This window comes from Azotobacter beijerinckii, assembly GCF_900110885.1.
Taxonomy (GTDB): domain Bacteria; phylum Pseudomonadota; class Gammaproteobacteria; order Pseudomonadales; family Pseudomonadaceae; genus Azotobacter; species Azotobacter beijerinckii.
Map to the genome: position 1 here is coordinate 1 of NZ_FOFJ01000085.1, position 11,681 is coordinate 11,681.

13 protein-coding genes are annotated in these 11,681 nt (G+C 68.7%); 12 read left to right on the top strand and 1 reads right to left on the bottom strand.

Features of this window, described 5'->3' with window-relative positions:
* Positions 1-100 precede the first annotated feature (100 nt).
* The 12 genes from pcaH to BMY22_RS21245 all read left to right on the top strand — a co-directional run bounded on the left by pcaH (position 101) and on the right by BMY22_RS21245 (position 11,178).
* Positions 101-820, top strand: a complete 720-nt coding sequence (gene pcaH, locus BMY22_RS21190; protein WP_090622044.1) for a protocatechuate 3,4-dioxygenase subunit beta — start codon at positions 101-103, stop codon at positions 818-820.
* Between the two features lie 17 nt (positions 821-837).
* Positions 838-1,443, top strand: a complete 606-nt coding sequence (gene pcaG / locus BMY22_RS21195) for a protocatechuate 3,4-dioxygenase subunit alpha (RefSeq protein WP_090622042.1) — start codon at positions 838-840, stop codon at positions 1,441-1,443.
* A gap of 4 nt (positions 1,444-1,447) precedes the next feature.
* A complete protein-coding gene (zapE, locus tag BMY22_RS21200) occupies positions 1,448-2,494 on the top strand; it encodes a cell division protein ZapE (protein WP_090625233.1) in 1,047 nt (348 codons plus the stop codon).
* Between the two features lie 114 nt (positions 2,495-2,608).
* Positions 2,609-3,448 (top strand): IclR family transcriptional regulator, encoded by an 840-nt coding sequence (locus BMY22_RS21205; protein WP_090625235.1) that lies wholly within the window; start codon positions 2,609-2,611, stop codon positions 3,446-3,448.
* Between the two features lie 199 nt (positions 3,449-3,647).
* Positions 3,648-4,502, top strand: a complete 855-nt coding sequence (locus BMY22_RS21210; RefSeq protein ID WP_090625236.1) for a CoA transferase subunit A — start codon at positions 3,648-3,650, stop codon at positions 4,500-4,502.
* Positions 4,499-5,281, top strand: coding sequence for a CoA-transferase subunit beta (locus BMY22_RS21215; RefSeq protein WP_090625238.1), 783 nt, complete (start codon positions 4,499-4,501; stop codon positions 5,279-5,281). Before BMY22_RS21210 ends, BMY22_RS21215 begins: the two co-directional genes overlap by 4 nt.
* Positions 5,278-6,483, top strand: coding sequence for a 3-oxoadipyl-CoA thiolase (pcaF, locus tag BMY22_RS21220; RefSeq protein ID WP_090625240.1), 1,206 nt, complete (start codon positions 5,278-5,280; stop codon positions 6,481-6,483). The genes BMY22_RS21215 and pcaF overlap by 4 nt, the downstream gene beginning before the upstream one ends.
* A 211-nt stretch (positions 6,484-6,694) precedes the next feature.
* A complete protein-coding gene (locus tag BMY22_RS21225; RefSeq protein WP_090625241.1) occupies positions 6,695-8,047 on the top strand; it encodes a 3-carboxy-cis,cis-muconate cycloisomerase in 1,353 nt (450 codons plus the stop codon).
* A 10-nt stretch (positions 8,048-8,057) separates the two neighbouring features.
* The gene (pcaD, locus tag BMY22_RS21230; protein WP_090625243.1) at positions 8,058-8,846 is read left to right on the top strand and encodes a 3-oxoadipate enol-lactonase; all 789 of its coding nucleotides are present in this window, start codon (positions 8,058-8,060) and stop codon (positions 8,844-8,846) included.
* 110 nt (positions 8,847-8,956) lie between these two features.
* Positions 8,957-9,349, top strand: a complete 393-nt coding sequence (gene pcaC / locus BMY22_RS21235; protein ID WP_090625244.1) for a 4-carboxymuconolactone decarboxylase — start codon at positions 8,957-8,959, stop codon at positions 9,347-9,349.
* 4 nt (positions 9,350-9,353) lie between these two features.
* On the top strand, positions 9,354-10,307 hold the full coding sequence (locus BMY22_RS21240) for a Gfo/Idh/MocA family oxidoreductase (RefSeq protein ID WP_090625246.1): 954 nt from the start codon (positions 9,354-9,356) through the stop codon (positions 10,305-10,307).
* Between the two features lie 13 nt (positions 10,308-10,320).
* Complete coding sequence (locus tag BMY22_RS21245) at positions 10,321-11,178, top strand: SDR family NAD(P)-dependent oxidoreductase (protein ID WP_208599364.1); 858 nt, start codon at positions 10,321-10,323, stop codon at positions 11,176-11,178.
* A 55-nt stretch (positions 11,179-11,233) separates the two neighbouring features.
* On the opposite strand, the gene BMY22_RS21250 is transcribed toward BMY22_RS21245, so the two are convergent.
* On the bottom strand, positions 11,234-11,681 hold a 448-nt coding region (locus BMY22_RS21250), incomplete at its 5' end, for an OprD family outer membrane porin (protein WP_143068584.1).

Genomic DNA, 11,681 nt, shown 5'->3' on the forward strand with positions numbered 1-11,681 from the left:
CTTTTCAATTTCCATCCAGGCTCCCGGGTGTGACACTTCGTCTCGCGTAGCCGCCTTGCGGTTCTAGCGACTCCACAATCCCAAGAACAAGGAGCCTGAGATGTCCGAGCTCGATACCCGCCGTTTCGTCGCCCGTGACCGGAATTGGCAGCCGAAAGGTTATACCCCGGATTACAAGACCACCATCGCCCGCTCGCCGAGCCAGGCCCTGGTCAGCATTCCGCAGTCCCTCTCGGAGACCACCGGTCCGGACTTCACCCATCTGAAGATGGGCAAGTACGACAACGACCTGCTGCTCAACTTCAACCACGGCGGTCTGCCGGTCGGCGAGCGCGTCATCATGTGCGGTCGGGTGATCGACCAGTACGGCAATCCGGTTCCGCATACCCTGGTGGAAATGTGGCAGGCCAACGCCGGCGGCCGCTACCGTCACAAGAACGACAGCTACCTGGCGCCGCTGGACCCCAACTTCGGCGGGGTCGGCCGTACCCTGACCGACGCGAACGGCTACTACTACTTCCGCACCGTCAAGCCCGGTCCCTACCCGTGGCGCAACGGCCCGAACGAGTGGCGTCCGTCGCACATCCACGTGTCGATCAGCGGCCCGTCGATCTCCACCAAACTGATCACCCAGATGTACTTCGAGGGCGACCCGCTGATTCCGAAGTGCCCGATCGTCCGCACCATCGCCAACCCGGACGCCATCGAGACCCTGATCGGCCGCCTGGACCTGAGCAGCAACGTGCCCATGGACTGCCTGGCGTACCGTTTCAACATCGTGCTGCGTGGCCAGCGCCAGACCTGTTTCGAAAATCAGTGAGTGAGAAGGAGCCGACCATGAAATACGAACTGCTGCCGGAAACCCCCTCGCAGACCGCTGGTCCCTACGTGCACATCGGCCTGGCCGGCGCCGCCGCCGGCAACCCGACCCGCGAACAGGAAATCTGGAACGAAATGGCCAAGGAGGGTGCGCCGGGCGAGCACATCGTCCTGATCGGCAAGGTCCTGGACGGTAACGGCCACCTGGTCCGCGACTCCTACCTGGAGCTCTGGCAGGCCAACCACGAAGGCGTCTACGACACCGCCTACGACCTGGAGAAGTCCTTCAACGGCTTCGCCCGCACCGCGACCACCTTCGATGCCGGCGAGTGGACGGTGAAGACCGTCAAGCCGGGCGTGGTGAAGAACGCCACCGGCAAACCGATGGCGCCGCACATCAGCGTGTCGCTGTTCGCCCGCGGCATCAACATCCAGCTGCAGACCCGCCTCTACTTCGACGACGAAGTCGAAGCCAATGCCGTCGATCCGGTGCTGAACCTGATCGAGCAGCCGGAGCGTCGCAAGACCCTGATCGCCAAGCGCTGCGAAGTGGACGGCAAGACCGCCTACCGCTTCGACATCCGCATCCAGGGCGAAGGGGAAACGGTGTTCTTTGACTTCTGAGGTCATGCACCGACCGGCGCCCGCGCAAGCGGTGCGCCGGCACTTTGCACAACGACTGGCGGCGTCGGGCTTTCAAGCCGACGCCGCGCAGTCGTTTGCGCTCGGCCAACTGGCCGAGTGGCTGGAAGAGCTGCTGGGCGGCCGGCGCAGCTGGCTGCGCCGGCCCGTCACCGGCCTCTACCTGTGGGGTGGGGTGGGGCGCGGCAAGAGCTTCGTCATGGACTGCTTCTTCCAGGCTGCGCCGCTGGCAGCCAAGCGCCGGGTGCACTTCCACGCCTTTTTGCAGGAGCTGCAGGTGCGTCTGCTGGCCCACACCGGACAGCCCGATCCCCTGGCGAGGGTCGCCGGGGAGCTGGCCGGCGAGGTGCGCCTGCTCTGCTTCGACGAGTTCCACGTGCACGATATCGGCGACGCGATCCTCCTCGGGCGCCTGCTCGAGGCGCTGCTGAAGGCTCAGGTGGGGGTGGTGATCACCTCCAACTATGCGCCGGCGGCGCTCTGTCCGAATCCCCTGCATCACGAGCGCTTCAAGCCGTTCATCCGCGTGCTCGAGCGGCACCTGCGCATCGTCGAGCTGGACGGCGGCGTCGACTACCGCTCCCACGGCGGCCGCGACTGGGGTCAGTACCACTGGCCGGAGACGCCGCAAAGCCTGCAGGACTGGCGCCGCGAGCTGGGCCTGGCCGTGCCGCCGGAGCCGCTGGCAGTCAACCGGCTGAGCCTGGCGCCGCTCGGCCAGGACGCGCGCAGCCTCTGGCTGGACTTCGCCGCGCTGTTCCCGGTGCCGTCCTCGACCCGCGACTACCTGTGGCTCTGCGAGCGTTTCGAGCGCATCGCGATCAGCGGGTTGCCCTGTCTGGACCGGCATTCGTTGGACGTCCAGCAACGCTTTTTGAATTTCGTCGACATCGCCTACGACGCTGGCGTCGAGCTACTGCTGAGCAGCGAGACGAGCCTGGAGAACCTCTGCCGCGAACGGGTCCACGAGGACTTCGCGCGCACCCGCAGCCGCCTGGCCCAGCTCAGGCCGCGGGTGCTGGCGGACTTCTAGCGCGACGCCGGGCGCTCGATTGTGATCGCCCGGCGGCTGGCCGATAATCGAGCATGCCGCGTTCGCCTCTCCCTGCCATTCCCTTTTCGGGGGCGAGCCAGCCAAGGAGACTTCATGAGTGAGTTGCGTCAGGCCGTGCCCACCCTCGCGCCGCCGCCCTACATTTCCCCCGCCAAGCGCATCGAGGCGCTGAGCGGCGATCCGAACTTCATGACCTCCCTGGCTCGTGGCCTGGCGGTGATCGGTGCCTTCCAGGAGCGCAAGCGCCACCTGACCATCGCCCAGATCAGCCACCGTACCGAGATTCCCCGGGCTGCCGTGCGCCGTTGCTTGCACACCCTGATGAAGCTCGGTTTCGCCACCACCGACGGGCGCACCTATTCGCTGACGCCCAAGGTGCTGACCCTCGGTCATGCCTACCTGTCCTCCACGCCGTTGGCGGTGTCCGCGCAGACCTACCTCGACCGGATCAGCGAACAGCTCCACGAGGCCTGCAACCTGGCCACCCTGGAGGGCGAGGAGGTGCTCTACATCGCCCGTTCGGCGATTCCCCAGCGGCTGATCTCGGTCGATCTCAGCGTCGGCTGCCGGTTGCCGGCCTACTGCACCTCGATGGGCCGCGTGCTGCTCGCCGCGCTGGACGACGTCAGCCTGCAGGAATACCTCGAACACGCCGACCTGCTGCCCAAGACCAGTCGCACCCTGCATACCCGCGAGACGCTCTGGGAGTGCCTGCAGCAGGTCCGCCGGCAGGGCTGGTGCATCGTCGACCAGGAGCTGGAGCAGGGCCTGCGCTCGCTGGCGGTGCCGGTCCAGGACTCTTCGGGGCGGGTGCTGGCGGCGATGAACGTCAGTACCCATGCCGGGCGGGTGTCCATCGCCGAGCTGGAAAAGCGCTACCTGCCGATCATGCTGAGCGCCAGCCGCGAGCTGAGCGCCCAGCTGTTCGCCTGAGGGGCTGGCAGCCCTCCGTCCAGTCGGCCGCCGAGCAATGCTGGCGGCTGTCCGGCCGTTCGATAGCGGTCTCACAAGCCGTTCGATAAACGAACGGATTGGCGATTATCGGATTGTTCCATCCCTTCCTTCTCCGTAACTTGACTCGAAACCGCGCCGCCCCCGGCGCAGCCGATCCCCGACAAGAGCAAGTACGACAATGGCCGAGATCATCACCCTGCGTGAAGCGGTGCAGCGCTTCGTCAACGACGGCGACACCGTCGCCCTCGAAGGCTTCACCCACCTGATTCCCACCGCCGCCTCCCATGAGCTGATCCGCCAGGGCAAGAAAGACCTGACCCTGGTGCGCATGACCCCCGACCTGGTCTACGACCTGCTGATCGGCGCCGGCTGCGCGAAGAAGCTGATCTTCTCCTGGGGCGGCAACCCCGGCGTGGGGTCTCTGCATCGCCTGCGCGATGCGGTGGAGAAGGGCTGGCCGCAGCCGCTGGAGATCGAGGAGCACAGCCACGCCGACCTGGCCAATGCCTACGTCGCCGGCGCCTCCGGCCTGCCGTTCGCGGTGCTGCGCGCCTACGCCGGCTCCGACCTGCCGAAGGTCAACCCGGTGATCAAGAGCGTGACCTGCCCGTTCACCGGCGAAGTGCTGGCCGCAGTGCCCTCGGTGCGCCCGGACGTCACCGTGATCCACGCGCAGAGGGCCGACCGCAAGGGCAACGTGCTGATCCAGGGCATCCTCGGCGTACAGAAGGAAGCCGCACTGGCCGCCAAGCGCGCCATCGTCACCGTCGAGGAGATCGTCGACGACCTCAACGCGCCGATGAACGCCTGCGTCCTGCCGACCTGGGCGCTGGCCGCGGTCTGCCTGGTGCCCGGCGGCGCCCATCCGTCCTACGCCCACGGCTACTCCGAGCGCGATAACCGCTTCTATCAGGACTGGGACCCGATCGCCCGCAGCCGCGAGAGCTTCACCGCCTGGATCGACGAGTTCATCCGCGGCACCGCCGACTTTTCCGAGTACAAGGCCAAGCTGGCCGCCCAGGAGGCCAAATAATGACTTACTCCACCAATGAAATGATGACCGTCGCCGCCGCCCGCCGCCTGGGCAACGGCAGCGTCTGCTTCGTCGGTATCGGCCTGCCGTCCAAGGCCGCCAACCTGGCGCGCCTGACCCACGCTCCGGAAGTGGTGCTGATCTACGAATCCGGCCCGATCGGCGCCAAGCCTTCCGTGCTGCCGCTGTCGATCGGCGACGGCGAGCTGGCCGAGACCGCCGACACTGTGGTCCCGACCGGCGAGATCTTCCGCTACTGGCTGCAGGGCGGGCGCATCGACGTCGGCTTCCTCGGCGCGGCCCAGGTCGACAAGTACGGCAACATCAACACCACGGTGATCGGCGACTACCACAAGCCCAAGGTGCGCCTGCCCGGCGCCGGCGGCGCGCCGGAGATCGCCGGCAGCGCGAAGAAGGTGTTGATCATCCTCAAGCAGTCGCACCGCACCTTCGTCGACAAGCTGGCCTTCATCACCTCGGTCGGCCACGGCGAGGGCGGCGACCACCGCAAGCGCCTCGGCCTGCCCGGTGCCGGTCCGGTGGCGATCATCACCGACCTGTGCATCATGGAGCCGGAAGCCGGCACCCACGAGTTCGTCGTCACCGCCCTGCACCCGGGCGTGACCCGCGAGCAGGTGATCGAGAACACCGGCTGGCAGATCCGCTTCGCCGATCAACTGGCCGTGACCGAGGCGCCGACCGAGACCGAGCTGGTCGCCCTGCGCGATCTGGAAGCCCGCACGGCCGCCGCCCACGGGCAGCTGGGCGGTGAAGAATGAGCCGCGACGTCTACATCTGCGACGCCGTCCGCACCCCCATCGGCCGCTTCGGCGGTGCGCTGGCCGCGGTGCGCGCCGACGACCTGGGCGCGATTCCGCTCAAGGCCCTGCTCGAGCGCAACCCGCAGCTCGATCCGGCGGCCATCGATGACCTGTACTACGGCTGCGCCAACCAGGCCGGCGAGGACAACCGCAACGTCGCGCGCATGTCGCTGCTGCTCGCCGGGCTGCCGCCGAGCGTGCCGGGGGTGACCCTCAACCGCCTGTGTGCCTCGGGCATGGATGCGGTGGGCACCGCCTTCCGCGCCATCGCCAGCGGCGAGATCGAACTGGCCATCGCCGGCGGCGTCGAGTCGATGAGCCGCGCGCCCTTCGTGATGGGCAAGGCCGACGGCGCCTGGTCGCGCAACATGAAGATCGAAGACACCACCATGGGCTGGCGCTTCATCAACCCGTTGCTCAAGGCCCAGTACGGCGTGGAAGCCATGCCGCAGACCGCCGACAACGTGGCCGAGGACTATGGCATCTCCCGCGCCGACCAGGACGCCTTCGCCCTGCGCAGCCAGCAGCGCGCCGGTCGCGCCCAGGCCGAGGGTTTCTACGCCGAGGAAATCGTCCCGGTGGTGATCAAGGGCAAGAAGGGCGACACCGTGGTGGACAGCGACGAGCATCCGCGGCCGGACACCACGCCCGAAGCCCTGGCCAAGCTCAAGCCGGTCAACGGCGAGGGCAAGACCGTCACCGCCGGCAACGCCTCGGGCATCAACGACGGCGCCGCCGCGATGATCCTGGCTTCCGCCGAAGCGGTCGCCAAGTACGGCCTCAAGCCCCGCGCCAAGGTGCTCGGCATGGCCAGCGCCGGCGTCGCGCCGCGCGTCATGGGCATCGGCCCGGTGCCGGCGGTGCGCAAGCTGTGCGAGCGCCTGAACCTGGCGGTCGCCGACTTCGACGTGATCGAGCTCAACGAAGCCTTCGCCGCCCAGGGTCTGGCCTGCCTGCGCGAGCTGGGCATCGCCGACGACGACGCCCGGGTCAACCCCAACGGCGGCGCCATCGCCCTCGGCCATCCGCTGGGCATGAGCGGCGCGCGCCTGGTGCTGACCGCCCTGCACCAGTTGGAGAAGTCCGGCGGCAAGCTGGGTCTGGCCGCCATGTGCATCGGCGTCGGCCAGGGTCTGGCCCTGGCCATCGAGCGCGTCTGACCCTGCGCGGGGCCATCGTAGGGTGGGTAACCGCGTAGTGTTACCCACCAGGAAGCGGGTGGTGGAAAACGCTGGCGCGGTTTTCCACCCTACGAAACTGTAGGAGCGAATGCATTCGCGATAGGGTGAACGCCGGTCGCGGATCAATCCGCTCCTACAGGTACGCGCTGCCAACCTAGGCTGTACTGCCATCGCTTTCAGGATGATCGTCTTGAGCAACCAACTGTTCGATGCCTACTTCACCAGCGCGCCGATGCGCGCGGTGTTTTCCGACCGCGGGCGGCTGCAGGGCATGCTCGACTTCGAGGCCGCGCTGGCGCGTGCTGAAGCGCAGGTCGGGCTGATTCCCGAGGCGGCCGTGGCGCCGATTGCCGGTGCCTGCCGCGCCGAGGCCTATGACGTCGCCGCGCTGGCCACGGCCATCGCCACCGCCGGCAACTCGGCGATCCCGCTGGTCAAGGCCCTCGGCCGGCAGATCGCCGCCGTGGATGCCGAGGCCGAGCGCTACGTGCACCTCGGTGCGACCAGCCAGGACGCCATGGACAGCGGCCTGGTGCTGCAGCTGCGCGATGCCGTCGGGCTGTTCGAAACCGAGCTGGCGCAATTGGCCGAGGACCTCGCCGTGCAGGCCGAGCGCCACGCCGACACTCCGCTGGCCGGGCGCACCTGGCTGCAGCACGCCACCCCGGTGACCCTCGGCATGAAGCTCGCCGGCCTGCTCGGCGCGGTGACCCGCCAGCGCCAGCGCTTGGCCGAATTGAAGCCGCGCCTGCTGGTCCTGCAGTTCGGCGGCGCCGCCGGCACCCTGGCCGCCCTGGGCGAGCACGCCCTGCCGGTGTCCGAGGCGCTGGCCCGCGAACTGGACCTGACGCTGCCCGAGCAACCCTGGCACACCCAGCGCGACCGCCTGGTCGAGTTCGCCGGCTGGCTCGGCCTGCTCGCCGGCACCCTCGGTAAGCTCGGCCGCGATCTGTCCCTGCTGATGCAGACCGACGTCGGCGAGGCGTTCGAGCCGTCCGCGCCGGGCAAGGGCGGTTCCTCGACCATGCCGCACAAGCGCAACCCGGTCGGCGCCGCCGTGCTGATCGGCGCCGCCACCCGTGCGCCGGGGCTGGTCGCCACCATGCTGTCGGCGATGCCCCAGGAGCACGAGCGCAGCCTCGGTCTCTGGCATGCCGAGTGGGAAACCCTGCCCGAGCTGTGCTGCCTGCTCTCCGGCGCACTGCAACAGGCCCGTCTGCTGCTACCGGGGCTGGAAGTGGACGCCGCGCGCATGCGCGCCAACCTCGACCTGACCCGTGGCCTGGTGCTCGCCGAGGCGGTGAGCATCGCCCTGGCCCAGCGCATCGGCCGCGAGCGCGCCCACCACCTGGTCGAGCAGTGCTGCCGCCAGGCGGTCAACGAAAGCCGCCACCTGCGCGCGGTGCTCGGCGCCAATGCCGAAGTGAGCGCCGAGCTGTCCGCCGCCGAACTGGATCGCCTGCTCGATCCCGCCCATTACCTTGGCCTGGCGCAGCGCTGGGTCGCCCGTGCCGTGGCCGAACACCGCGCCACCCACTGCTAAGGAGTCATAGATGCCGACCGTGCAACTCGCCGATGGCGCCCTGAACTACCAGATCGACGGCCCCGCGGGCGCGCCGGTGCTGGTGCTGTCCAACTCCCTGGGCACCGACCTGCACATGTGGGACACCCAGATCCCGGCCTTCGCCGAACATTTCCGCGTGCTGCGCTACGACACCCGCGGTCACGGTCTCTCGGCGGTCAGCCCGGGGCCTTACCGCATCGAGCAGCTCGGACGCGACGTGCTAGCCCTGCTGGAGGCCCTGGGCATCCAGAAGGCTTCGTTCTGCGGCCTGTCCATGGGCGGGCTGATTGGCCAGTGGCTGGGCGTCAACGCCAGCGAGCGCCTGCACAAGCTGGTGGTGTGCAACACCGCGGCGAAGATCGGCAACGATGAGGTCTGGAACGGCCGCATCGACACCGTGCTCAAGGGCGGCCAGCAGGCCATGCGCGACCTGCGCGACGCCTCGATCGCGCGCTGGTTCACCGCCGAGTTCGCCGCCGCCCAGCCGGGCAAGGTCGAGCCCATCGTCGGCATGCTGGCGCAGACCTCGCCCGAGGGCTACGCCGCCAACTGCGCAGCGGTGCGCGACGCCGACTTCCGCGAGCAGCTCGGCGCCGTCGCCGTGCCGACGCTGATCGTCTGCGGTACCCAAGACGCAGTGACCACGCCGGAGCACGGTCGCTTCATGCAGGAGTGCATCCAGGGCGCCGAGCTGGTCGAGTTCCACGCTGCGCACCTGTCCAACGTCGAGGCCGGCGAGGCCTTTACCCTGGCGGTGCTGGACTTCCTCAGGAAGTAAGCCTTGCCCTCCGAGACAGTGGCGGGCAAGCGCTGCGCGCGTTGTCCGCCCTACGACCTGCCCCTATCAATGCTTGGCCCGTTCCTGGCGCGCCGAGCGGGAGTACCGCAATGGATGAAAAAGAACGCTACGAAGCCGGCATGCAGGTGCGCCGCGCGGTGCTCGGCGACGCCCATGTCGACCGCAGCCTGAAGAACCTGACCCCGTTCAACGAGGAGTTCCAGGAGATGATCACCCGGCATGCCTGGGGCGACATCTGGACCCGTCCGGGGCTGCCGCGCCACACCCGCAGCCTGATCACCATCGCCATGCTGATCGGCATGAACCGCGAGGGCGAGCTGAAGCTGCACCTGCGCGCGGCGAAGAACAACGGCGTGACCCGCGACGAGATCAAGGAAGTGCTGATGCAGAGCGCCATCTACTGCGGCATCCCGGCGGCCAACGCCACCTTCCACCTGGCCGAGGAGGTGTGGGACGAGCTGGGCGTGGAATCGCTGGGCTGAGCCGATGGCCGCGAACCCGCCGATCCGCCTCCTGCTGGCGGGCGAGGGCGCCATCGCCGCCCTGCACATGCAGGCCCTGCAGACGCTCGAGGGCGCCGAGGTGGTCTGCCTCGCCGGCGGGGTGGCGGCCGACAGCGCCGCCTTCGCCGAGCGCTGGGGCATTCGCGGGCACTCGCTGGACTTTGCCGCCTGCCTGGCGCGCGACGACATCGACGCGGTGATCCTCGCCACGCCGAGCCCGCTGCATGCCGGACAGGCCGCCCAGGCCATCGCCGCCGGCAAGCATGTGCCGGCGGAGATCCCCATGAGTCTCGACCTGGCCGATGCCGAGCGCCTCTGCGCGCAGGCGGCGGCCACGGACCGCGTGTGCATGGTCGCCCATACCCGCCGCTTCGGTCCGCCTCACGCGGAGCTGAAGCGGCGCATCCGCGCCGGCGAGTTCCACCTGCAGCACCTGGTGGCCGAGACGTACTTCCTGCGCCGCGATAACCGCAACATGTTCGGCCAGTCGCGCAGCTGGACCGACTGCCTGCTCTGGCACCACGCCTGCCACAGCGTCGACCTGTTCGCCTGGCTGCTCGACGACGCCGAGCTGGAGGTGTGGGGCAGCGCCGGTCCGTGCCATCCCGAACTGGGTATCCCGATGGACATGAACATCGGGATGCGCTCGCGTCGCGGGGCGATGGCCAGCCTGGTGCTGTCGTTCAACAACCGTGGGCCGTTCGGCGGCTTCTACCGCTACATCGGCGAGGAAGCCACCCTGCATGCCTACCGCGACGAGCTGAAGGACCACGAGGGTGTCGTGCAGCCGGTCCCCGCCGGCACCGGCTTCGCCCGCCAGGACGGCGAGTTCCTCGCCGCGATCCGCGAGCGGCGCACGCCCGAGTCGTCATTCGCCGCCTGCCTGCCGACGATGCGCCTGCTCGACCGGCTGGACAGGCTGATGGGGTTGACCTGAAGGAATCATGGAATTGGCTTTCAAACGACCGGCGGCCCTCAAGGGGCTGCCGGACCTGCTGGACGACGACAAGGAGAAGAACATGCGTGTCCTGATCACGGGTGCCAGCCGCGGCATCGGCGCGGGTATCGCCCGCAAACTGGCCCACGACGCCCGCGCGCGGGGGCAAGGCCTGCACCTGGCGGTCGGCGCCAGCCAGCCGGGCGAGGCCATCGATGCCCTGGTGGCGGAGCTGCGTGGGCTGGATGTCCAGGTCCGGCCGCTGTACGGCGACCTGGCCGATGCGGCCACGCCGGCACGGCTGGTGGCCGAGGCGGTGGAATTCTGCGGCGGCCTCGACGGGCTGGTGGCGAACGCCGGGATCATGCAGGGCGGCGCGCTGCTCGACTACGACCCGGCCGCCTGGGACCGGCTGTTCGCGGTCAACGTGCGGGCCAACTGGCTGCTCGCCAGGGCTGCCCAGCCGGCCCTGGCGGAGAGTCGCGGCAGTCTGGTGGCGGTGGCCTCGATGGCCGGCATGCATCCCTCGCCCGGTGCCGGCGCCTATTCCCCGAGCAAGGCGGCGCTGATCATGCTCTGCCGGCAGATGGCCCAGGAATGGGCTGGACAGGGCATCCGGGTGAACAGCGTGTCGCCGGGCATGGTGCGTACGCCGCTGACCGAAAAGGTCTACCAGAATGCCGAGGTCGCGGTCCGGCGCGATGCGATAGTGCCGCTGGGGCGGGTCGGCGCGCCGGAGGACATCGCCGGGGTGGTGGCCTTCCTGCTCGGCGAGGATTCGCGCTACCTGACCGGGCAGAACCTCTGCGTCGACGGCGGCTACACCAACTCGATCCTCGCCTTCCTGCCCGGGCTGCCCAAGGCGCAGTAACCGGGCCCTGGATGAGCAAACGCCCCCGAACGGGGGCGTTTTGCATCGTGGGCTTTCAGAACAGCGACAGCGGGTACTGGACGATCAGGCGCTGCTCGTTGAACTGGTTGTTGCTGCCCCAGTCGCGGCGGATTGTCGAGTTCCGCCAGCGCAGGGTCAGGTTCTTCGCCACGCCGCTCTGCACCACGTAGGCCAGCTCGCTCTCGCGGCCCCACTCCTTGCGGTTGTCGAGGCCGCCAGCCTGGATGTTCGAGCCGGAGATGTAGCGGGTCATGAAGGTCATCCCCGGCACGCCCAGCCCGACGAAGTTGTAGTCGTAGCGCAGTTGCCAGGAGCGCTCCCGGGCGTTGTCGTAGCTGGAGTTGTAGCTGTCGTTGGCCAGGGTGCCGCCGCTGGTGCCGTTGACCCGCAGCCACTTGCTGTCGCCGCTGACCCGCTGCAGGCCCAGGTAGACGGTATGGGAACCGGTCTTGAGCGAGAACAGCCCGGACAGCACCTTGTTG

Bases quoted from the DNA above. Each gene is read 5' to 3' on its own strand.
- pcaH (WP_090622044.1), top strand. From the start codon at position 101: ATGTCCGAGCTCGATACCCGCCGTTTCGTCGCCCGTGACCGGAATTGG.
- pcaG (WP_090622042.1), top strand. From the start codon at position 838: ATGAAATACGAACTGCTGCCGGAAACCCCCTCGCAGACCGCTGGTCCC.
- zapE (WP_090625233.1), top strand. From the start codon at position 1,448: ATGCACCGACCGGCGCCCGCGCAAGCGGTGCGCCGGCACTTTGCACAA.
- BMY22_RS21205 (WP_090625235.1), top strand. From the start codon at position 2,609: ATGAGTGAGTTGCGTCAGGCCGTGCCCACCCTCGCGCCGCCGCCCTAC.
- BMY22_RS21210 (WP_090625236.1), top strand. From the start codon at position 3,648: ATGGCCGAGATCATCACCCTGCGTGAAGCGGTGCAGCGCTTCGTCAAC.
- pcaF (WP_090625240.1), top strand. From the start codon at position 5,278: ATGAGCCGCGACGTCTACATCTGCGACGCCGTCCGCACCCCCATCGGC.
- pcaD (WP_090625243.1), top strand. From the start codon at position 8,058: ATGCCGACCGTGCAACTCGCCGATGGCGCCCTGAACTACCAGATCGAC.
- pcaC (WP_090625244.1), top strand. From the start codon at position 8,957: ATGGATGAAAAAGAACGCTACGAAGCCGGCATGCAGGTGCGCCGCGCG.
- BMY22_RS21240 (WP_090625246.1), top strand. From the start codon at position 9,354: ATGGCCGCGAACCCGCCGATCCGCCTCCTGCTGGCGGGCGAGGGCGCC.